Source organism: Stutzerimonas balearica DSM 6083 (assembly GCF_000818015.1).
In the GTDB taxonomy this organism is placed as follows: Bacteria; Pseudomonadota; Gammaproteobacteria; order Pseudomonadales; family Pseudomonadaceae; genus Stutzerimonas; species Stutzerimonas balearica.
The window spans coordinates 3,783,963-3,805,637 of sequence record NZ_CP007511.1 but is presented as its reverse complement, the minus strand read 5'-3'; the positions used below and the strand labels follow the sequence as shown (position 1 = coordinate 3,805,637).

Sequence of the window (21,675 nt, the reverse complement as noted above, 5' to 3'; positions counted from 1 at the left end):
ACATGGCGGACTATCTGCTGTTGCGTCTGTACGGCCCGTTGGCGAGCTGGGGCGAAATTGCGGTGGGCGAGTCGCGGCACTCGGCGGTGCATCCGTCGCGCTCCGCCTTGCTGGGCCTGCTCGGCGCGGCGTTAGGCATCGAGCGTACCGACGAGGCCGGTCAGCGCGCGTTGATCGAGGGTTACCGTTTCGGGATCAGGCTCGAATGTACCGGATCGCCAATGCGCGACTATCACACGGTCCAGGTCGGCGTCCCGCCGCGCAAGTTCCGCTTTCGCTCGCGGCGTCAGGAGCTGTCCGCGGCCAAGGTCGAGACCATTCTTTCGGCTCGGGAGTACCGCTGCGACAGCCTCGCGCTGGTGGCAGTGGAAGCCTTGCCGAGCGCGCCCGTCGATCTCGATGCCCTCGCTCAAGCGCTGCGTGAGCCGAGCTTTTCCCTCTATCTCGGGCGCAAATCCTGCCCTTTGGCATTGCCGCTGCTACCACGAAAGGTAGCGGCCGCCAGTGTGCGTGAGGCGCTGGATACCGCGGAGTTTCCGTCGCTTCTGGGGCTGCTGGATCAGGATGCCGCGCAGGTCTGGCCGTCCCGGCAAGACCGTCAATATCTCCGCCCCGGGCAGATTCGCTATTACTGGGAGGACGGCATGGAGGCAGGAATGAAAGCCAGCTTCGACAGTTGGCGGCACGACCAGCCGCTGTCGCGCAGCCGCTGGCAATTCGCCCCGCGGCGTGAATGGGTGGCCTTGAGCGGAGGAGAGCAGGGATGACTCATTATTTTTCCTGTGCGCGATTGCTCGCCACGCCGCGCCAGGATGATTGGCTGCGTGATCTGGCTCGCCATGGCGAACCCTATCGCGACCATGCCCTGATCTGGCGTTTGTTTCCCGGCGATGGAATGCCGCGCGATTTCGTTTTTCGGCATCTTGAGGATGAGCGCAGCTTCTATGTGGTCTCGGCCCGCCCACCTGTTCCGAACTCCGACCTGTTTCAAGTGCAGACCAAGCCCTATGCACCACTGCTGGAATGTGGCGAGTGGGTGCGCTTCGACCTGCGCGCCAATCCCACGATCAGTGTTCGTCGTGAAGACGGACGTTCCCGGCGACATGATGTGCTGATGCATGCCAAGCGCAGCGTGCCTTCTGACCAGCGTGATCAGTTGGCTCAGGTGCTCGAGACGGCAGGCAAGGATTGGCTATTGGCACGTGCCGAACAGTGGGGATTGGCGGTGCGCGAAGACAGCGTTCTGCAGAACGGCTATCGCCAGCAGCGGCTTCGGCGAAAAGGCAAAGGCATCGAGTACTCCAGCCTGGATTACCAGGGCATGGCCAAGGTGATCGATCCGGACCGACTGACCAAGGCGCTGCTCGAAGGGGTTGGACACAGCAAAGGGTTCGGCTGCGGCTTGTTGCTTGTCAGGCGGGTTTAACAACCTATATCAGGGAAGAATTCATGAAAGCCAAACTCCAGGTCCTCGACCAGCAGATCGGTACCACCACCAAGGACGGCATCGAGTACATCAACATCACCGACATCGCGCGCTTCAAAAATGCGGATAGAACCGGTGTGATCATCGGAAACTGGCTGCGCAACCGGAATACCATCGAATTTCTGGGTATCTGGGAGCAACTCAATAATCCGGATTTTAAAGTCATCGAATTCGATGACTTTAAAAAACAGGCTGGCCTCAACAGTTTCACCCTCACGCCCAAGCAATGGATCGAGCAGACCGGCGCCATCGGCCTGATCTCCCGGGCCGGGCGCTACGGTGGTACCTTCGCCCAGAAGGACATCGCCTTCGAGTTCGCCAGCTGGATCTCGGTGGAGTTCAAGCTCTATCTCATCAAGGAATTCCAGCGGCTAAAGGAGCAGGAGTTCCAGCAGCTGGGCTGGGATATCCGGCGCAACCTGGCCAAGGTCAATTACCTGATCCACACCGATGCCATTCGGGAAAACCTGATCCCGGACACCCTGATGCCACAGCAGACCAGCCAGGTCTACGCCAGCGAGGCGGACCTGCTCAACGTGGCGCTGTTCGGCGTCACCGCGCGTGAGTGGCGGGACGCCAACCCGGCGCTCAAGGGCAACATCCGCGACCACGCCAACGTGCACCAGCTGGTCTGCCTGGCGAACCTGGAGTCGATGAATGCGCATTTCATCGAGCAGGGCCTGAGCCAGGCCGAGCGACTCAAGAGGTTGAACGAACTCGCCATCCGGCAGATGCGTGTCCTGGTTGCGCGGTTGTCAGCAGGCGAGGTCGAGTGACATGGCTTCGACCCTGTTGCCGCCGCTCAAGCCACTGCCCATGAAAGACCGCATCTCCATGGTGTTCGTACAGTACGGGCAGATCGACGTGCTCGACGGCGCCTTCGTGGTAGTCGACAAGAACGGCGTGCGCAAGCACATACCGGTTGGCTCGGTGGCCTGCATCATGCTCGAACCGGGCACGCGCATCTCCCACGCGGCGGTGAACCTGGCGGCGACCGTCGGTACCTTGCTGGTCTGGGTCGGCGAATCAGGCGTGCGACTGTACTCCAGCGGTCAACCCGGTGGTGCGCGGGCCGATCGCCTGCTCTACCAGGCCAAGCTGGCGCTGGATGACGACCTGCGGCTCAAGGTGGTACGCAAGATGTACGAGGTGCGCTTCGGCGAACCGGCGCCCGCCAGGCGTAGTGTCGAGCAGTTGCGCGGCATCGAGGGTGCACGGGTGCGTGGCACCTACAAGCTGCTGGCGCAGCAGTACAAGGTGAACTGGCATGCGCGCAACTATGACCGCAACCAGTGGGACGCCGCTGATATACCCAACCGTTGCCTATCCGCCGCTACTGCCTGCTTGTATGGCATCACCGAAGCAGCAGTGCTGGCCGCAGGCTATGCGCCAGCGGTGGGCTTCATTCATACCGGCAAGCCGCTGTCGTTCGTCTACGACATTGCCGACCTGTTCAAATTTGAAACCGTGGTGCCATTGGCTTTTCGCATCGCCGCCAAGTCACCGGCTGAGCCTGAACGAGAGGTGCGGATTGCATGCCGCGACCTGTTCCGCTCGGACAAACTGCTCGGCCGCATCATCCCGCTGATCGAGGAAGTACTCGCCGCTGGGGGCATCAACCCGCCCGAAGCGCCGCCAGAATCCGTTCCGCCGGCCATTCCCAATCCGGACAGCCACGGCGACGTCGGCCACAGGGCGAAGTAATGACCTTTCTCGTCGTCGTTACCGAAAACGTACCGCCGCGCCTGCGCGGGCGGCTGGCGATCTGGCTGTTGGAAGTCCGGGCAGGTGTCTACATCGGCGATGTCTCGAAGCGCACCCGCGAGATGATCTGGCAGCACCTCGAAGCCGGATTCGAGGACGGCAATGTCGTCATGGCCTGGGCCAGCAAGAGTGAATCCGGCTACGACTTCCAAACGCTCGGCCCCAACCACCGCGAACCCATCGACTACGACGGCCTTAGATTGGTCGCTTTCCAGCCGCCGCAACCCCCTGATCTTTAACAAAAGAACTCGGTAGATTTTTCGTGGCCGATTTTCTTCTTGTAGGACAATCGGTTACGTTTGGTGCGTTCCCCGCAGGCGCGGGGATGAACCGGCCTCGGCGCCCTCGAGCGCTGGGAGCGCCGCGCGTTCCCCGCAGGCGCGGGGATGAACCGTTGGCCAGCGAGCAGAAGCGCCTCGAGTCGGCGCGTTCCCCGCAGGCGCGGGGATGAACCGCCAAAGATGGAGAACCCGGTAGAGACGGCCGTGCGTTCCCCGCAGGCGCGGGGATGAACCGGCGGCCGTCCGGTTTGAGCAGGGCTGCGGCTGGCGTTCCCCGCAGGCGCGGGGATGAACCGCGTGCGGAATGACGAAGATCAGCTGCCCGCTAGCGTTCCCCGCAGGCGCGGGGATGAACCGGTTCTGCAAGCGCTCGGCGCCGCAAAGGTAGGGCGTTCCCCGCAGGCGCGGGGATGAACCGCGATGCTGAGCGATTGGGTGAATCGCCACTGCGCGTTCCCCGCAGGCGCGGGGATGAACCGCATGGGTGGAAAGCGGAATGGAGTCCGGCGCGGCGTTCCCCGCAGGCGCGGGGATGAACCGCAGACGCCACTGGAGTTAGCCCCGGCCGACTTGCGTTCCCCGCAGGCGCGGGGATGAACCGACTTGACGTTGTGTTTCTGCGCGTTCTAATTTGCGTTCCCCGCAGGCGCGGGGATGAACCGCCGCTTGTTATTCTGGCGGCGCTTATTGGTGCGCGTTCCCCGCAGGCGCGGGGATGAACCGCGCATAAGCGCGCCGGGTTGTTCTCATGATTGGCGTTCCCCGCAGGCGCGGGGATGAACCGTTCTGAGCATTGCGGGCATTCCCGAGGCGCTTGCGTTCCCCGCAGGCGCGGGGATGAACCGTACACCTGGCAGCACACGTGCGATTCCCCCAAGCGTTCCCCGCAGGCGCGGGGATGAACCGGCGCTCACCAGTACGGGAGCAATACTTCTCGAGCGTTCCCCGCAGGCGCGGGGATGAACCGCCGTTGGGCGTCTACGCGCTTGCCCAATACCAGCGTTCCCCGCAGGCGCGGGGATGAACCGTATCGCGCTGGCGGCGGTTGAGCTGGCTCAGAGCGTTCCCCGCAGGCGCGGGGATGAACCGCGCTGGCGAATCTCGGCGATCTTGCCATTGACGCGTTCCCCGCAGGCGCGGGGATGAACCGCCCATCGCCTGCGCAATCACGTTCCAGGTGCCGCGTTCCCCGCAGGCGCGGGGATGAACCGGCGGTCGTCAGGTTGGGTAGCGGGGTTGTGGCGCGTTCCCCGCAGGCGCGGGGATGAACCGACGAAGCTCGACGGCATCGCTACCGGCGCCACGCGTTCCCCGCAGGCGCGGGGATGAACCGGCCAGTTGGCGCCGAACTCTTCGGCACTGATCGCGTTCCCCGCAGGCGCGGGGATGAACCGCTGTAGGTCCCCATCTGTTCCTGACGAGCGATGCGTTCCCCGCAGGCGCGGGGATGAACCGGAAACGATCTACAGCCGCCTGCGCATACAGCCGCGTTCCCCGCAGGCGCGGGGATGAACCGCACATAGCCCCGTTTGGCATTTGGCTGTGCAAGCGTTCCCCGCAGGCGCGGGGATGAACCGACGCTGGTTGCCCGTTCGCGCGATGCGATGCGGCGTTCCCCGCAGGCGCGGGGATGAACCGGCTGAAGCGTCTCAGGCCGCAGTGACCGCCGAGCGTTCCCCGCAGGCGCGGGGATGAACCGTCGATGCCTAGGGTTTCGGAGTTCGTGTTTCCGCGTTCCCCGCAGGCGCGGGGATGAACCGCCCATGCCGCTGTGCTGTACCGTGCGCGTGGCGCGTTCCCCGCAGGCGCGGGGATGAACCGACATTGAGCTTGACCTGATCCGCTGCCTGATCGCGTTCCCCGCAGGCGCGGGGATGAACCGTCCCAGACCTTGCTGCCGTCGATGTCGTCTTCGCGTTCCCCGCAGGCGCGGGGATGAACCGTCGCTTCTGGTGGCGAGAAGCCGGCTGGAAACGCGTTCCCCGCAGGCGCGGGGATGAACCAACAGGCCGGACCCAATCATTGATGAGCGGGCAGCGTTCCCCGCAGGCGCGGGGATGAACCGCCGATCCTTGAGCCATTCGCTATCCTTTGCTGGCGTTCCCCGCAGGCGCGGGGATGAACCGCAACTGTCGCGGAAGGCCTCCTCGAGCAGCTCGCGTTCCCCGCAGGCGCGGGGATGAACCGTTCGCCCAGTGCTGGTCCCGGTGGCGGCATCCGCGTTCCCCGCAGGCGCGGGGATGAACCGCTCCGGGGCCGATTTAATGTAGCGTTGATTATGCGTTCCCCGCAGGCGCGGGGATGAACCGTCACCGTTCGCCGTTCGCTCACGAAATTCACCGCGTTCCCCGCAGGCGCGGGGATGAACCGCTGTTTGGCCGCCCGGACGAGGAGGGCAAGGAGCGTTCCCCGCAGGCGCGGGGATGAACCGCCACTCCGGCAGCCCGTACACCTCCTGGTTGAGCGTTCCCCGCAGGCGCGGGGATGAACCGATGCCGTGTTTGATCTGCTGGACTACTTGATCGCGTTCCCCGCAGGCGCGGGGATGAACCGCCGAGCAGCAGGACTGACCTGTCAGGTTTCGTGCGTTCCCCGCAGGCGCGGGGATGAACCGGCGTCGACCCTGGACGGCTACCGCAAGATCATGCGTTCCCCGCAGGCGCGGGGATGAACCGCGGAACGTGACAATCCGGCTGCCACCACTCAGGCGTTCCCCGCAGGCGCGGGGATGAACCGGTTGCCGGGTCATCGACCACTGAATTCCAGAAGCGTTCCCCGCAGGCGCGGGGATGAACCGTCGCCGACCTTGTCCTGCACATCCTTGAAGATGCGTTCCCCGCAGGCGCGGGGATGAACCGTGCAGCCAGCCCATCCGGCCGCTGGAGAAGTTGCGTTCCCCGCAGGCGCGGGGATGAACCGGTCACCCACGGGCACGGCCACGGCGCGCGGATCGCGTTCCCCGCAGGCGCGGGGATGAACCGCTCGGTAAGTCGGCAGTTTCTGCCATCAAGGGGCGTTCCCCGCAGGCGCGGGGATGAACCGGCGGCTGAGGAACTGACCGCTGGCGATATCGTGCGTTCCCCGCAGGCGCGGGGATGAACCGTCAAAATGGGTTGAGTTCGATACGCCCGAGCAGCGTTCCCCGCAGGCGCGGGGATGAACCGAAGCTGATCGGCGCGGATACGGTGCGCGAGCTGCGTTCCCCGCAGGCGCGGGGATGAACCGGCCGCCGATGCGCAGGCGGTGTGGCGCTCGTTGCGTTCCCCGCAGGCGCGGGGATGAACCGACCAGCAGGAACGTGCCATGACCATCGGAGAGGCGTTCCCCGCAGGCGCGGGGATGAACCGATCCCAATGCCAAGCGCAACCAGAATCTTTGCGCGTTCCCCGCAGGCGCGGGGATGAACCGCCAACCATATGAATGCGGTGTTTCTCTCGAACGCGTTCCCCGCAGGCGCGGGGATGAACCGGGCGCGGCCCTTATGTTCATCATTGCCGCCTGGCGTTCCCCGCAGGCGCGGGGATGAACCGGCGGGTACCGGCTCCAGTGCGGTCACTCGCGTGCGTTCCCCGCAGGCGCGGGGATGAACCGGATAGCGCCGGCAAGCAGGCCGCCATCGTCGAGCGTTCCCCGCAGGCGCGGGGATGAACCGCAGCTCGACAAGGGCTACGTCCGCACACTCGAGCGTTCCCCGCAGGCGCGGGGATGAACCGCGTAATAACAATAACCGCATATTCCGTCGCTCCGCGTTCCCCGCAGGCGCGGGGATGAACCGCCATCATCGATTCTCGGTGTGGCAGCTCAATCGCGTTCCCCGCAGGCGCGGGGATGAACCGTCCGCGTCGAAGGCAACCCAAGCCGGGTAGGGGCGTTCCCCGCAGGCGCGGGGATGAACCGGAGATGGCGGCACAGGGTGAATTGACGGCTGAGCGTTCCCCGCAGGCGCGGGGATGAACCGGACATGAGCCCTGCGCTCGACCAGCTCGAGGCGGCGTTCCCCGCAGGCGCGGGGATGAACCGGCTCGTGCCGACGCGGCTCAGGCCGAGGCCATGCGTTCCCCGCAGGCGTGGGGATGAACCGGCTGGCCTGCGCCGGTGGATGGGGCAGGTTTCGCGTTCCCCGCAGGCGCGGGAATGAACCGACGGTGTGGCGCTCGTTCCGCAAGGCGGGCACGCGTTCCCCGCAGGCGCGGGGATGAATTCAAGAGGCTGGCGACCCCGTGTCTACCTCGAGCCGCGGGCGTGTCCATGGCGGAGCGAGGCTCGGTGTAGCGTTTCCATTGGCCGCCCGGAGGCATCGGCCGCGCGGTGGTGCTGGCGCGGCTACACTCGATGCGCTGGGCGGAAAACGCTGCCTCGTGGGCGTTCTTGTCCGCGGTAATTTTTCTGCCTGGCGTCTTGTGCTTAGCTGCCGGTGACGGCGTGCTCGCCGGGGCTCAGCGGGACGGTCGACCTTGGTATAGCTGTCGAAATGGCCCGGGTCCCTAGAATGGGGTTGTGATCGGCGCGTTCCGCCAGGGGGCGGAGCGAACCTTTAAAGGCGAGCCGGGCAGGTCTGCCGCGGCACTCGGCCATACGCCGTCAGGTTATGCAAAGGGTATCGAGAACCGACCACGGACGAATTCAGAACAATTTCAGAGGTGTTGCATGGCAACGGATTTGAGCAAGTACATTCGCAATGCTGCGTTCATCGACAAGGTGGTATCCGCCCAAGAGGCGGCCTCCTGGATCGAGGACGGCATGACGCTGGGCATGAGCGGCTTCACCCTGTTCGGTGAGCCGAAGGTGTTTCCCAAGGCGCTGTCCGAGCGTGGCCAGCATGAAAAGTTCAAGGTGAACCTGTTCACCGGTGCCTCCATGGGGCCCGCCGCTGACCAGTCCATGGCCGAAGCCGGCATCATCAACAAGCGCATCCCGTATCAGGGCAACGCGGTTCAGCGCAAGAAGATCAACGCCGGCGAGATTCTCTACATCGACCAGCACCTGTCGCACACCGCCGAGCTGCTGCGCCAGGGCGTGCTGCCGCAGGTCGATTACGCCGTGATCGAAGCGGCCGCGATCACCGAGGACGGGCAGATCATCCCGACCGGTTCGGTGGGCAACTCGCCGATCTTCGTACAGAACGCCAAGCACGTGATCATCGAGCTGAACACGTCCGCTCCGCGCGAGTACGAAGGCATGCACGACATCTACATCCCCGGCCCGGCCGGCGAGGATAGCCGCAAGGACATCCCGGTCTACAACGTCAGCAAGCGTATCGGCTCCATCGGCATTCCGGTCGACCCGGCCAAGGTGCGCGGCATCGTCCTGTCCAGCGAGCCGGATATCCCGTCGCCGCTGTTCGAACCGAACGCCGAGACCCAGAAGATCGCCGACAACCTGCTGGATTTCCTGCGCCAAGAGGTGAAGCTCGGCCGTCTGACCAACAGCCTGGCGCCGCTGCAGTCCGGCGTCGGCTCGGTGGCCAACGCGGTGCTGGCCGGCATGAAGACCTCCGAGTTCAAGGACCTGACTGTCGCTTCCGAAGTGCTGCAGGACGGTGTGTTCGACCTGATCGATGCCGGTGTGGTGAAGTTCGCCGCGGGGACGGCCTTCTCGCTGTCGAAGAAGCGCGTGGAAACCCTCGCCACCGACATGGCCAAGTACGCCGACAAGGTGGTGTTCCGTCCGCAGGAAATTTCCAACCACCCGGAAGTGATTCGTCGCCTGGGCATCATCTCCTTCAACACGGCGCTGGAGGCGGACATCTACGGCAACGTGAACTCCACGCACGTCAACGGTACGCACATGATGAACGGTATCGGCGGTTCGGGTGACTTCGCCCGCAACGCGCGTATCAGCATCTTCGTGACCACCTCGACGGCGAAGGACGGCAAGGTTTCTTCGATCGTGCCGTTCGTCACCCACGTGGACCACACCAACCACGACGTCGACGTCATCATCACCGAGCAGGGCTATGCGGACCTGCGTGGCCTGGCGCCGGTCGAGGCTGCGGCGCGGGTCATCGAGAACTGCATGCACCCGGACTACAAACCGCAGGCGCTGGCTTACCTCGAGGAAGCGAAGCAGCGCGGTGGGCACACCCCGCACGTGCTGGAGAAGGCCTTCTCCTGGCATCGCCATTTTGCCGAGCACGGCACCATGCTGATGGACAAGTAACCGTGAACGGCGGCCTGCGAGAGCAGGCTGCCGAGCCGGTGTGCTGCAAGATCCGACGCCAATCGCTGGCGTCGGATTTTTTTTGCCCGAACGGCGCCGGGCATTGCCGGCATTGGCCGGGCTGGCGCGTATACATCCGTCACCAAATGCAGCCAAGATAGGCGCAGGTATCTAGCCGGGACTTGTCATGACTGCTATCGAATCCAGAACCTTTACCGTTGCCGCGAGTGCCGAGGCGGCCGTCGACCAGCTGGCCGAGCTGCATGCCCAGGCGACGACGGCGCTGAATCAGGCGCTCAAGCGTTATATCTCCGCGCGTACCGAGCCCAACGCGGCCGAGCGCAGCCTGTTCCGTTACCCGGAGTTGCGGCTGACCTACCAGTGCCATGGCGAGGTGCCGGCCTCCACGCGTGCCTATGCCAAGGTCCAGGCACCGGGCGTCTACGCTGTGACGGTCACCCAGCCGGCCGCCTTTCGCAATTACCTGCTCGATCAGCTGCGCCCGTTGATGCGCGATTTCAACGTGCAGGTCGAAGTGGGCATGAGCGAGCGCAACATCCCCTATCCCTACGTGATCGAGCAGGGCGACGAGCTGGCCGGCAGCGGCGTGACCGCCGCCGAGCTCGCACGGGTGTTTCCCAGCACCGACCTGTCGGCGGCCACCGATGACATCGCCGACGGCCTGTACGACTGGGAGAATGCCGATCCCTACCCGCTGGCGCTGTTCGATGCGGCGCGGGTGGATTTCTCGCTGCGCCGGCTGGTGCACTACACCGGCAGCGGCTGGCGCCATGTGCAGCCATGGATCCTGCTGACCAACTACCACCGCTACGTCGATCAGTTCATCCGCCACGGCCTCGACGTGCTGCGTGAGGACAGTCGCTTCGTGCGCATGGTGCTGCCGGGCAACGTCGTGGTCGAACGCGGCATGGACGAAGGCGAGGCGCAGGCGATCATTGGCGGCGTGCTCTGGCATCGCTACCAGATGCCGGCGTACCACCTGATCGCCGAGGACGGCCATGGCATCACCCTGGTCAACATCGGCGTCGGGCCGTCCAACGCGAAGAACATCACCGATCACCTCGCCGTGCTGCGCCCGCATTGCTGGCTGATGATCGGCCACTGTGGCGGCCTGCGGCAGTCGCAGTCGATCGGCGACTACGTGCTGGCGCACGCCTACATGCGCCGCGACGGGATTCTCGATCGCGTGCTGCCTCCGAACATTCCGCTGCCCGCGTTGGCCGAGGTGCAGCTGGCGCTGCAGAACGCCGCCGCGCAGATCACCGGCGAACAGGGTGATGCGCTGAAGAAGCGTCTGCGCACCGGCACGGTGCTGACCTACGACGACCGCAACTGGGAGCTGCGCTGGGCGCAGGAACGGCCGTTCATCAACCTGTCGCGGGCCGTGGCGGTGGACATGGAAAGCGGCACCATTGCCGCTCAGGGCTACCGCCTGCGGGTGCCGTACGGCACCTTGCTGTGCGTGTCGGACAAACCGCTGCACAGCGAGATCAAGCTGCCGGGCTCGGCCAACGCGTTCTACGAGCGCGCGGTGACCCAGCACCTGAAGATCGGCATCTGCGCGCTGGAGCTGTTGCGCTGCCAGCTCAACTCGCTGCATTCGCGCAAGCTGCGCAGCTTCGACGAGCCGCCGTTCCGCTAGGCGGCTCGCCGTGCTGGCGACCGGAAGGCCCGTCATTCCTTGAGGAAGTCGGGCAGTTTCGGGTCGCCTTTGGCCGGCAGGCTGTAGGCGATCACATAGTCGCCTGGCGGCGTTTCCATGAAGTGGTGGCCGCCGGCGACGATGACCAGGAACTGGCGTCCGTCGACCTCGTAGGTCATCGGCGTGGCCTGGCCACCGGCGGGCAACGCGTCTTCCCAGACCACTTCGCCGGTGTCGATGTCGATGGCACGGATCAGGTTGTCGGTCGCCGCCGCGATGAAGATCAGCCCACCCGCCGTCACCACCGGGCCGCCGTTGTTGGGTGTGCCGATGGTCACCGGCAGATGCGAGGCGATGCCGAACGGCCCGTTGCGCCGTGCGGTGCCGAGCGGCTCGTTCCACAGCACTTTGCGCGTCTGCAGGTCGATGGCCATGATCCCGCCGAACGGCGGCTCCGTGCAGGGGACGCCGGTGAAGCTGTTGCGCCAGGCCTGGATCGACACCGCATAGGGCGAGCCCGACTGGGGCACCGAACCGCCCGAGGAGGTGGTGCCGCCGGGTACGCCGAGCGGCACCATGCCGCGCTTGTCAGCCTCCTCGCGCGGGATGAGCTGGTCATGCATGGCGATGTGGTTGTAGTTCAGCACCAGGATGTTGCGCGCGGTGTCGACCGCCGCGCCGCCCCAGTCGTTGCCGCCGTTGTAGCTCGGCCACTGGATGAAGGCCTGGTCGGCGCTCGGTGGTGTGTACATGCCCTGGTAGTTGGCGCGCTTGAACTGGATGCGGCACCACAGCTGGTCCAGCGGCGTGACGCCCCAGGCATCGGCCTCGGTCAGCTCCGCTCGCGGCATGCTCGGCATCCCGGTGGAGACTGGCTGGGTCTGCGACAGCTTCTCGTCAGGCAGGCTGCTGGCCGGCACCGGGCGCTCTTGCACCGCGGTCAACGGTTCGCCGGTGCGGCGGTCGAGGACGAAGATGTCGCCCTGCTTGGTCGGCAGGATCAACGCCGGTGAGGTGCGGCCGTCCTGCGCCGGGAAGTCGACCAGTGTGCCCTGCGAGCCGAGGTCATAGTCCCAGACGTCGTTGTGCACGGTCTGGAACACCCAGCGCACCTCACCGCTAGTGACGTCGAGCGCGACCAGCGCGGTGGAGTACGGCTTTTCGAACTCGCGGCGGTTGCCGCTCCAGTAATCCACCGCGGAGTTGCCCATCGGCACGTAGACCAGGCCGAGCGCGTCGTCGCCGGTAAAGCTGGTCCAGGCGTTCGGCGTGCCGCGGGTATACACCTCGTCGCCTTCCGGCAGGCCGGTCTTGCCGGGGCGGCCCATGTCCCAGGCCCAGGCCAGCTCGCCGGTCACCGCGTCATAACCGCGGATCACCCCGGACGGGGCATCCTCTTTCTGCCCGTCGAGCACCTGGTGCCCGACCACGGCCACGCCGCGCACGATGGTGGGCGGCGAGGTCACGGCGACGTAGCCAGGCACCGAGTCGCCCATGCCCTCCATCAGGTCAACGTGGCCGCCATCGCCGAAGTCGGCACAGGGCTGGCCGGTGTCGGCATCGACCGCGACCAGCTCGGCATCGAGCGTGCCCTCGATGATGCGGCGCTTGCAGGCCGCGTCCGAGGGTGCGTCCGGGACTTCGTAGTAGCTCACGCCGCGACAGGTCGCCGAGTAGGGGATGTGGTCGGTCGATACCTTGGGGTCGTAGCGCCAGCGCTCCCGTCCGGTGCCGGCATCGAGCGAGACCAGCACGTTCAGCGCGTCGCACAGGTAGAGGTTGTCGCCCACCTTCAGCGGTGTGGTCTCGGGCGCCCACTTCTTGTCGAGCACCGCCTGCTCGGGCAGGTTGCCGGTGCGATAGCCCCACACCGGCTTGAGTTCGGCGACGTTGTCGCGGTTGATCAGGTCAAGTGGCGAATAGCGCGTGGCGGCCTTGTCGCGGCCGTAGGCGGTCCAGTCGCCTGCTGGCGGTTTGCCGGTCGTAGCCGGTGCGAGGGTCGTGCTCGGCTCCAGGCCCGGATCGGCAGCGGGTTGCTGGGCATGCCCGAGAGGCAGCCAGGCGAATGTCAACAGGCTCAGGCAGGTGGCGATGCGCTTCATGCGTGCACCTCCCGCGCGTTGTGGCGGCGGAGCCAGGGGACGAAGGCCAGGCTGAGCAGGGCGATCACGGCGAGCGCCAGCACGCGCGGCAGCAAGGCCCAGGGATCGAGCCCGACCTCCCAGAGCGCCCAGACCAGCGTGCCGATGAACACCAGCCAATACAGCCAGACGCCGCTTAGGCGCTGCAGGAACAGCAGCACGCCGGAGGCCAGCATGCCGGCGCCGGCGAGCAGGTAGTACCAGGAGCCGCCCAGGGTGATCAGCCAGAGCCCGCCCGCGGCGAGCGCGAGGCCGAACAGGGCGACGATGAGCGCAAAGATTTTCAGTGCCCAGTAGGTGAAGCCCTGGGCGTGGGGCGATGCAGGCACGTGGCACCTCCTCCTGTAACCGGTGGATGAGCCGCCGTCGGCGGCGCCGACGGGGTGACTCAGGTTTGGGGTCCGGGAGGGAGGCTCGAGTTCCGTGAATGTTTCGATTTGTGTCCGATCAGGCCGCGAGCAGCCAGGCGCCCGTCAGGGCAGAGGCGACGCCGGCGATGCGTACCAGTGGCGCGGCGGCCTGTGGCAGGCTGCGTGCCACGGCATAGCCGGCGGCATGCAGGGCGGCGGTGGCGGCAACGAAGCCGGCGGCATAACCCCAGGGGCTCGACAGCGCCGGCAGCTCGAGGCCGTGGGCGACGCCATGGCTGGCGGCGAACAGCGCGGTCAGCCCCGCCGCGATGGCCACCGGCGGGCGTACCGCCAGCGCGACCAGCAAGCCCAGCGCCAGCACCGAGCCGGCGATGCCGGTTTCCATCAGCGGCATCTCGATGCCGGCAAAGCCGAGCAGCCCGCCAAACAGCATGGTGGCGACGAAGGTCAGCGGCAGCGCCCAACGCGCGGCGCCCTGCTGCTGCGCGGCCCAGAGCCCGACAGCGAGCATCGCCAGGAGGTGGTCGAGGCCGAAGAGTGGATGCGCGAGGCCCGACATGACGCCGGCGTGGTCATGCCCGGGGTGGGCGAAGGCCAGCGCCGGGCTGAGCAGCAGGGTGGTGGCAATAAGGATTTTTCTGTTCATGTTCATTTGGTGTTCCGTCCGTTGTGTGCGTGCGAATTGTGGCGAGGCTTCGCGATTCATCTCTGTAGGCGCCAGCTTGCTGGCGCAGGGCTTTAACCTTGCTATTGGCGAGCAAGCTCGCCCCCACGGTGGCGCGGTGCCTATAGCCGCGCGAGTCTGCTCGCGTCGCCTGGCCGACTCGGTTCGGGCATGGCGCCTCCCGATGCGATGGGGTCAGGCGGCGCTGAGCATCCCCTGCGTCTCGATGAAGGCGATGATCTCGTCCAGCCCCTGGCCGACCTTCTGGTTGCTGAACACGAACGGCTTGTCGCCGCGCATCTTGCGGGCGTCGCGGTCCATGACCTCCAGCGAGGCGCCGACCATGGGCGCCAGATCGACCTTGTTGATCACCAGCAGGTCGGACTTGCAGATGCCCGGCCCGCCCTTGCGCGGCAGCTTGTCGCCAGCCGAGACATCGATGACATAGAGCGTCAGGTCCGACAGCTCCGGGCTGAAGGTGGCCGAGAGGTTGTCGCCGCCGGATTCGACGATGATCAGGTCCAGCCCCGGGAAGCGCCGATTGAGCTGCTCGACCGCCTCAAGGTTGATCGAAGCATCCTCGCGGATCGCCGTGTGCGGGCAGCCGCCGGTCTCGACACCGATGATCCGCTCGGGCGCCAGCGCCTCATTGCGCACGAGGAACTGGGCGTCTTCCTGGGTGTAGATATCGTTGGTGACCACGGCGATGTTGTAGCGATCGCGCAGGGCCTGGCACAGGGCGAGGGTCAGCGCGGTCTTGCCGGAACCGACCGGGCCGCCGATACCGACGCGCAGGGGTTGGGTGTTCATGGGTGGTCTCCTCTGGATGGCGGTGTGAGCTGCCTCGGGGTTGATGCGAAGGGTGGGCCGCTGCCGATTGGGGCAGGGGGTTGGGATTCGTTGGGTGAGGGGGGATCGTAGCCGCGCTCTGCGTAGCACCGCGCAAGGCGCAGAGCGCCTTGGATAAAGTTCGGGCTTGGATGGTGGATGGTGGCGTACGCAGCGTTGTCAGGCGCTGCGCTTTCCTCGGCTGGGACTGCAGGTTGCGCCTCGCACGGCGCGTCACTTTTTCTTGTGTGGCCAAGAAAAAGTAACCAAAAAGAAGGCCACCCCTGCATCCGGGTTTTGCTGCGCAAAACTCCGCTCCCTCCGGCGTTACTCCGGGGGCCGTCGCGAAGGGCGTCCCTGTCCCTTCACTCCTCGCTCGGCGTCCTGCCTCGCGTCCCCCTGCGCAGCACCTACGCTCGGCCTCCTGAAGGGGATTCGGGACCGAGTCGTCTGGAGGATATGAAGCAAGGGAAGCGAAACGCTTTGCTTGTTTGCGTGAGTGCGGACTAACAGGCGACGCAAAAATAGGCCGAATGGATTCCGCGTGGAGGGGCGTGAAGTCCGTAGGGTGGGTAACGCGGAGCTTACCCACCGGTTTGAAAAGTAATACGCCACGGCCGGGCGAGAACTTGCTTGTAGCCAGCGGTGGAACATGCTGCGCAGTTTTCCACCCTACATTGCGTCGCACTGGCGTTCGCTTATCCATCCGCGGGCTGGCAGGCAGGACCCGATTCCCCGTCAGGAGGCTGAGCGGAATCGTTGCGTAAGGGGATGAGCCGCATGGATGCGGCGAAAGGACTGAGGCGTCCCCGCTTAAAGGGCCCTGGATGGCTCTTGTAAGCCGGCCGCTGAAGCGGCGAGGGAGTGAACGAACCCTGCGCGTAGCGCAGGGCTGGATGCAGGGGCGCACCTTCTTTTGCTTGCTTTTCTTTGCGCGAGCAAAGCAAAGCAAGGCGCCCTGAGAGGCGCAGCCTGTCGCTCGCGCCGAGGAAAGCGCGGCGCGCCGGCACTCAGGCAGAAAGCCAACAGTTTCGCGGCCTAGATTCCTTCGCGTTGGTTCGGTGAACACCGTGCGCCACGAGTGACCCCCGGCCTCGTGAGCAGCGCTCGCTCCTGCAGACGCGCACGGCAAAGCCGGACTCGATCCACTCATGACCTGAACAACCGACTGTACTGCCGCTCATGCGCCATGCTGGTCAGCACCAGCCCGAACGGCGCGCTGCCCCATTCCCGCTCCGGCAGTTCGCGGGCCTCCCGCTGCGCCTGGCTCAGGACCGGCAACAGCCGCGAAGTCAACCGCTGCGCCGCCTGCTGCCCCAGCGGCAGGGTCTTCATCAGTACGGCGAGCTGGTTCTCCAGCCAGCCCCACAACCAGGCGGCCAGCGCCTCGCTCGGCGGGATGCGCCAGGCGCGGGCGGCCAATGCCCAGGTCAGCGCCAGGCCGGGCTCGCGAGTGCGGGCGAGCAGGGCACGGGCTGGCCCGTCCAGCTCCGGCAAGCCGTCGAGCAACTGGCCGAGTGAATAGCCCATCTGCCGGCTTTCCAGCTGCAGCTCCCGGGTTTCTCGGCTGGCGCGATGGCGTTCGGCGAGCTCGGCGAGGGCCGACCAGTCCTCGCGTGCTGCGGCTTCGCAATGCGCGAGCAGCAGAGGCGCCTCGAAGCGCGCCAGGTTCAGCAGCAGTTGATCCTCGAGCCAGGTGGCGGCCTGCTCCGGCGTGGCGACCAGGCCTTGTTCGACCGCCATTTCCAGCCCCTGCGAATAGCTGTAGCCGCCGATCGGCAGCTGCGGGCTGGCCAAGCGCAACAGGCCCCAGGCCGCCGGGCTGTTCACCTGTGCGCTCCGAACTGGTGCAGCCGTGGCGCGTAGCTGAATTCCGCCTCGCCGGCATGTGAATGGTGATGGCCGCCACCGTAGGCGCCGTGCTCGGGCTGGAAGGGTGCCTCGATCGATTCGACGGTCGCCCCCAACTGCAGCAGCATGTCCTTGAGTACGTAATCGTCGAGCAGGCGCAGCCAGCCGTCGCCGATCTGCAGGGCGACATGGCGGTTGCCGAGGTGGTAGGCGGCGCGGGTAAGCTCGAAGGCGCTGCGGCAGGTCACATGCAGCAGCTGCTCGGCGCGTGCCCGCACCCGGACGATGCGCCCGTCCTTGGCCAGCAGGCACTCACCGTCGGCGAGCGGCGCCTGGCCGCGCTCGAGGAACAGACCGACTTCTTCACCGCTGCTGCTGAAGCAGCGCAGGCGGCTCTTGCTGCGTGCGTCGTAGGTCAGTTCGAGTTCGGCCTGCCAGCTGTCGCAGGCAGGGGTGCGGCTGTGTATCACCAGCATGGGGGCATCCGTCGTTGAGATGCCGGTGATACAGCAAGCGGCTTGCCAAGCCGCCGCAGCGCCCGCCAATCGGGCGCCCATGGCCCTCGACGGGGCACGGCTGTCCTGCCGCGGAGGCCGGGGCTGTGTCGTTTTGGTGCGGCCTTCGGCAGGCCGGCTGCCAAGCGCCCCTTACTGGTGCAGGCTGCGCACCATGTACACCGCCGGGATGCGGTAGCTGGCCAGATGCGCCTGCTGCCGCGAATCGAGCGCCTCGTGGGGCTCGTAGCCCTGGCGCGACCAGAAGGCCTCGGAATCCTGCACCGAGACCAGCGCCGAATAGCGCAACCGGCTGCTCCGGGCCTGCTCGAGATTGCGCCGTACCAGCGCCGGGCCGACGCCGCGGCCGCCGGCGCGTGGCGCTACCGCGAGGTCGTGCAGATAAAGGCAGTTCGGTTCGTCGTATTGCTCGAACTCGCCGTCCAGCGGGGTCACCTTGCCGACCCGCGAGTGGTAGGCGAACAGGTAGGCACACACGCCGTCGGCGTCTTCGGCAACCCAGGCCAGCTGGGGAAAGGCTTGCAGACGGCTGCGAATCACCGCTTCGTCTTCCAGAACTTCGGCTGCATAGACCTGGGCCTGAATGCGCAGCACGGCAGGAATGTCGCCCTCCTGCATGGGTCTCAACTCGTACATCGCTTTGCTACTCGAACACCGCTGGATGGCCGCGCGGCCCGGCAAAGGGCGGCGATGATAGCCGATTCCGCCGCGCGGGTGTCGGCGGGCCGGGCCACCGATCCGCCAAACGGAATGATCGCCGCCTGACGTGACAGCCTGATGAGGGCATAATCGTTAGTCGCCTATCGACATCGACGGTCCAGTGCCTTGATTGAAAACCGCCATCCGCTTTACGGCGTGCTGCTGATTCTGCTGTCCGGGCTGGTGCTGGCCAGCCACGACGGACTCTCCAAGCACCTCACCCAGTTCTATCCGGTGTTTCTCGTGGTCTGGGCCCGCTATCTGTCGCAGACGCTGCTGATGTTCGTGCTGTTCACGCCGCGCATGGGGCGGCGCCTGCTGCAGACCCGGCGGCCCTGGCCGCAGCTGCTGCGTGGGCTGAGCCTGGTGGGTGTCAGCCTGACCTTCATCAGTGGCCTGCGTTACATCCCGCTGGCCGAGGCCACGGCGGTCATCTTCCTGACACCGCTGCTGGTCACCATCGCCTCGGCCTGGCTGGGCGAGAAGGTCAGCGCCGCGCAGTGGCTGGCCGTCGCGGTGGGGTTCGTCGGCGTACTGATCGTGGTGCGCCCCGGCGGTGCGCTGTTCACGCCTGCGGTGCTGCTGCCGTTCGCCGCGGCGCTGTGTTTCACCTGCTACCAACTGGTGACGCGCCGCCTGGCCGAAACCGATCATGCGGTGACGAGCAACCTGCTCACCAGCCTGGTGGGCACCCTGGTGCTGAGCGTGCTGGTGATCTTCAACTGGCGTACGCCGACGCCGCAGGACGCGCTGGCAATGGGCCTGCTCGGGGCGATGGCGATGCTCGGCCATCTGCTGCTGACCAATGCCTTCCGCTTCGCCAGCGCCGCGACCCTGGCGCCGTTCACCTATGGGCAGATCCTGTTCGCCGGGCTGGTCGGCCTGATCGCCTTCGGTCACGTGCCGGACCGGGGTGCGCTGCTGGGCATGGTGATCATCATCGTCAGTGGGTTGTGCATGGCCTGGGTACAGCGGGCGCAGGCCCGGCGGTTGACGGCATCGGGAGGCTGAGCGCGGATTGTGTCTTTTGACCGTCCGGACAGCTTCCCAGTAGACAGAACATGGGCCCGCGCCCCGCATTCGGTTGGCTCCGGCATTCACCCGCCGGCCGCGGCCGGAGCGAGCATAACGGCGCGGCCCGCCTTGCGTGGTAGTTCAATTCAGGTAACCAGAACAATGCAAAGACATTCCCACCACAGCCTGCGCCGCGACTTCCGCCAGCTGCTGGCTTCCGACCGTTGCTATTCGACGGCTTCGGTGTTCGACCCCATGTCGGCGCGCATCGCCGCCGACCTCGGCTTCGAAGTCGGCATTCTCGGCGGCTCGGTCGCCTCGCTGCAGGTGCTCGCCGCGCCGGACTTCGCGCTCATCACCCTCAGCGAATTCGTCGAGCAGGCCACGCGCATCGGCCGCGTTGCGCGTCTGCCGATCATTGCCGACGCCGACCACGGTTATGGCAACGCGCTGAACGTGATGCGCACGGTGATCGAGCTGGAGCGCGCCGGCATCGCCGCGCTGACCATCGAAGACACCCTGTTGCCGGCCAAATTCGGCCGCAAGTCCACGGACCTGATCGGCATGTTCGAGGCGGTCGGCAAGATCCGCGCGGCGATCGAAGCGCGGGTCGATCCGGAGCTGGCCATCATTGCGCGGACCAATGCCGCGGTGATTGGCGTGGAAGAGGTCATCGCCCGCGCGCAGGCCTATGAAAACGCCGGTGCCGACGGCATCTGCGTGGTCGGCGTGGAGGACTTCGAACACCTGGAACGCATCGCCGAAAAGGTCAGCGTGCCGCTGATGCTGGTCACCTATGGCAATCCGCGTCTGCGTGACAGCGCACGGCTGGCGGCGCTCGGCGTACGCATCGTGGTCAACGGTCACGCCGCCTACTTCGCCGCGATCAAGGCGACCTACGACTGCCTGCGCGAGCAGCGCCAGATCGACGCCAGCGACCTCAGCGCCTCGGAACTCTCGGTCAAGTACTCGACGGCCGACGAATACATGGTCTGGGCCGAGGAATTCATGCAGGTCAAGGAATAGCCGGCCTCTCAGAACAGCAGGCGCTCGGCGCGGAAGGTGATCACCTCACCGCATTCGGCATTCATCCCCGAGTAGGCACCGCACTCGTGGGGGCGCAGGTTGGAGTCGGTGTAGGACAGGTCCAGCTGGATGCCCAGCCAGGGGCGCGAGAGGTTCAGCGACCAGTCGCTGAACATGCGGACCTGGTCGCCGCCGGGCAGCAGGTGCGGAGCCTCCAGCGCGTGGGCTGCGTACTTCATGCGCACGCCCACGGCAAAGGGCGTCACCCGGCCAAGGTCCAGGTACAGCGTGCTGTCGGTGCGCCCGGCGGCGTCGCTCAGGGCCGCGCCGATACGCCTTTCGTCCAGGGTCAGGCCGGCGTAGTACTCGTTGCGGTCCCAGCTTTGCACTTCAGGAAAGCTGTAGCGGATGAGCCCCAGCTCATAGCCCGGTGCGCCGCTCTGCGGTTGCGTGGCGTAGCCCAGATAGGAATTGAGCTCGAGCTGGTGGTCGGCACTGATGCCCGCGCTCGGCGACCACTGGCCGACGTACCAGCCGCTGGCATGGCTGAGGTCCAGCCCGCCATGAAAGGCACCGGCGGTGGTCGGTGCGACCAGGCCCTGGGCCATGCTGCGGGTCGGCGCCGTGCCAAGCTTGAGATCGAACTCGCCCAGGTCGCGCTCGATCACCCGCGTATCGGTGGCGCAACCGGCCAGGGCGGCGAGGCAGAGCGGCAAAAGAATCCTGGTCATGGTCCCGGCGAAGGTCGTTTCAGAGCGTGATCAGGCGGCGTCAAGCCGCATGGCAGAGCGGTCAGAGGATAACCAGCGAGGCCGCATGGCGGGCTCCGTTCGTCGATTGCCAGCGGGCCGCTCGACGAATGGGGCGTGCTGGCGGACTCTATCGAAGAGGTGACGAGACCCGAGCGGGAGGAGGCAGCCATGGCCACTGGTTGGGCCGGCGACGGCGCGGTGCAGGACCAGATCGACAGTACCATCGAGGATGCGGTGCAACGTGCGCGCAGCCGGCTCGGGCGAGGTGAGAGCCTGACGCGTTGCGAGGAATGCGACGCGAAGATCCCCGAGGCCAGGCGCCAGGCCGTGCCGGGGGTGCGGCTGTGCGTGAAATGCCAGGCCGAGCTGGACAAGCAGGAAGCCAAGTTCAGCGGCTACAACCGCCGCGGCAGCAAGGACAGCCAGCTGCGCTGAACGGCGCGAGCGACACCCTGCCCGGG

Annotated in this window: 18 protein-coding genes and 1 CRISPR repeat array; of the genes, 10 read left to right on the top strand and 8 right to left on the bottom strand. The window is 66.2% G+C overall.

The window, feature by feature from the left end; genetic code table 11:
• Positions 1 to 2 precede the first annotated feature (2 nt).
• The 7 genes from cas5e to amn all read left to right on the top strand — a co-directional run bounded on the left by cas5e (position 3) and on the right by amn (position 11,353).
• Positions 3 to 767: a type I-E CRISPR-associated protein Cas5/CasD gene (cas5e, locus tag CL52_RS17745; protein WP_041108054.1), complete on the top strand. Its 765-nt coding sequence runs from the start codon at positions 3 to 5 to the stop codon at positions 765 to 767.
• 23 nt (positions 768 to 790) lie between these two features.
• Positions 791 to 1,426, top strand: coding sequence for a type I-E CRISPR-associated protein Cas6/Cse3/CasE (gene cas6e, locus CL52_RS17740; RefSeq protein WP_043223310.1), 636 nt, complete (start codon positions 791 to 793; stop codon positions 1,424 to 1,426).
• A 23-nt stretch (positions 1,427 to 1,449) separates the two neighbouring features.
• Positions 1,450 to 2,262 (top strand): KilA-N domain-containing protein, encoded by an 813-nt coding sequence (locus CL52_RS17735; RefSeq protein ID WP_043222122.1) that lies wholly within the window; start codon positions 1,450 to 1,452, stop codon positions 2,260 to 2,262.
• Between the two features lies 1 nt (position 2,263).
• Positions 2,264 to 3,190, top strand: a complete 927-nt coding sequence (gene cas1e, locus CL52_RS17730) for a type I-E CRISPR-associated endonuclease Cas1e (protein WP_200889407.1) — start codon at positions 2,264 to 2,266, stop codon at positions 3,188 to 3,190.
• Positions 3,190 to 3,489 carry a type I-E CRISPR-associated endoribonuclease Cas2e gene (gene cas2e, locus CL52_RS17725; protein ID WP_043222121.1) on the top strand — a complete coding sequence of 100 codons (300 nt, stop codon included), beginning with the start codon at positions 3,190 to 3,192 and terminating at the stop codon, positions 3,487 to 3,489. Before cas1e ends, cas2e begins: the two co-directional genes overlap by 1 nt.
• Before the next feature lie 65 nt (positions 3,490 to 3,554).
• Positions 3,555 to 7,734: a CRISPR direct-repeat array (repeat unit 29 nt; unit sequence GCGTTCCCCGCAGGCGCGGGGATGAACCG).
• A 444-nt stretch (positions 7,735 to 8,178) separates the two neighbouring features.
• The gene (gene scpC / locus CL52_RS17720) at positions 8,179 to 9,690 is read left to right on the top strand and encodes a succinyl-CoA:acetate CoA-transferase ScpC (protein WP_041108048.1); all 1,512 of its coding nucleotides are present in this window, start codon (positions 8,179 to 8,181) and stop codon (positions 9,688 to 9,690) included.
• A gap of 187 nt (positions 9,691 to 9,877) precedes the next feature.
• Complete coding sequence (gene amn / locus CL52_RS17715; protein WP_043222119.1) at positions 9,878 to 11,353, top strand: AMP nucleosidase; 1,476 nt, start codon at positions 9,878 to 9,880, stop codon at positions 11,351 to 11,353.
• Positions 11,354 to 11,385: 32 nt separating this feature from the next.
• Here amn and CL52_RS17710 read toward each other — a convergent pair whose 3' ends face one another.
• From CL52_RS17710 to CL52_RS17680, 7 genes are all read right to left on the bottom strand, one after another.
• Positions 11,386 to 13,455: a pyrroloquinoline quinone-dependent dehydrogenase gene (locus CL52_RS17710; protein ID WP_043222118.1), complete on the bottom strand. Its 2,070-nt coding sequence runs from the start codon at positions 13,453 to 13,455 to the stop codon at positions 11,386 to 11,388.
• Complete coding sequence (locus CL52_RS21180) at positions 13,452 to 13,823, bottom strand: hypothetical protein (RefSeq protein WP_043222116.1); 372 nt, start codon at positions 13,821 to 13,823, stop codon at positions 13,452 to 13,454. Before CL52_RS21180 ends, CL52_RS17710 begins: the two co-directional genes overlap by 4 nt.
• 118 nt (positions 13,824 to 13,941) lie before the next feature.
• Positions 13,942 to 14,517 carry a HupE/UreJ family protein gene (locus CL52_RS17700; protein ID WP_043222115.1) on the bottom strand — a complete coding sequence of 192 codons (576 nt, stop codon included), beginning with the start codon at positions 14,515 to 14,517 and terminating at the stop codon, positions 13,942 to 13,944.
• A gap of 207 nt (positions 14,518 to 14,724) precedes the next feature.
• The gene (gene ureG / locus CL52_RS17695) at positions 14,725 to 15,339 is read right to left on the bottom strand and encodes an urease accessory protein UreG (RefSeq protein ID WP_043222113.1); all 615 of its coding nucleotides are present in this window, start codon (positions 15,337 to 15,339) and stop codon (positions 14,725 to 14,727) included.
• A gap of 1,167 nt (positions 15,340 to 16,506) precedes the next feature.
• Positions 16,507 to 17,187, bottom strand: coding sequence for an urease accessory protein UreF (locus CL52_RS17690; RefSeq protein WP_043222111.1), 681 nt, complete (start codon positions 17,185 to 17,187; stop codon positions 16,507 to 16,509).
• Positions 17,184 to 17,684 (bottom strand): urease accessory protein UreE, encoded by a 501-nt coding sequence (gene ureE, locus CL52_RS17685; protein ID WP_041108036.1) that lies wholly within the window; start codon positions 17,682 to 17,684, stop codon positions 17,184 to 17,186. The genes CL52_RS17690 and ureE overlap by 4 nt, the downstream gene beginning before the upstream one ends.
• A gap of 171 nt (positions 17,685 to 17,855) precedes the next feature.
• Positions 17,856 to 18,341 (bottom strand): GNAT family N-acetyltransferase, encoded by a 486-nt coding sequence (locus tag CL52_RS17680; RefSeq protein WP_041108034.1) that lies wholly within the window; start codon positions 18,339 to 18,341, stop codon positions 17,856 to 17,858.
• Between the two features lie 207 nt (positions 18,342 to 18,548).
• Here CL52_RS17680 and CL52_RS17675 point away from each other — a divergent pair, with 207 nt between their 5' ends.
• Together CL52_RS17675 and CL52_RS17670 are read left to right on the top strand one after the other, a co-directional pair.
• A complete protein-coding gene (locus CL52_RS17675) occupies positions 18,549 to 19,433 on the top strand; it encodes a DMT family transporter (protein WP_043222108.1) in 885 nt (294 codons plus the stop codon).
• A 165-nt stretch (positions 19,434 to 19,598) separates the two neighbouring features.
• Positions 19,599 to 20,462 carry an isocitrate lyase/PEP mutase family protein gene (locus CL52_RS17670; RefSeq protein ID WP_043222106.1) on the top strand — a complete coding sequence of 288 codons (864 nt, stop codon included), beginning with the start codon at positions 19,599 to 19,601 and terminating at the stop codon, positions 20,460 to 20,462.
• An 8-nt stretch (positions 20,463 to 20,470) separates the two neighbouring features.
• On the opposite strand, the gene CL52_RS17665 is transcribed toward CL52_RS17670, so the two are convergent.
• Positions 20,471 to 21,193, bottom strand: coding sequence for a TorF family putative porin (locus CL52_RS17665; RefSeq protein WP_041108028.1), 723 nt, complete (start codon positions 21,191 to 21,193; stop codon positions 20,471 to 20,473).
• A 189-nt stretch (positions 21,194 to 21,382) separates the two neighbouring features.
• Between CL52_RS17665 and CL52_RS17660 the strand changes: the two genes are divergently transcribed.
• Positions 21,383 to 21,649, top strand: coding sequence for a DksA/TraR family C4-type zinc finger protein (locus CL52_RS17660; protein ID WP_041108026.1), 267 nt, complete (start codon positions 21,383 to 21,385; stop codon positions 21,647 to 21,649).
• Positions 21,650 to 21,675: the final 26 nt, after the last annotated feature.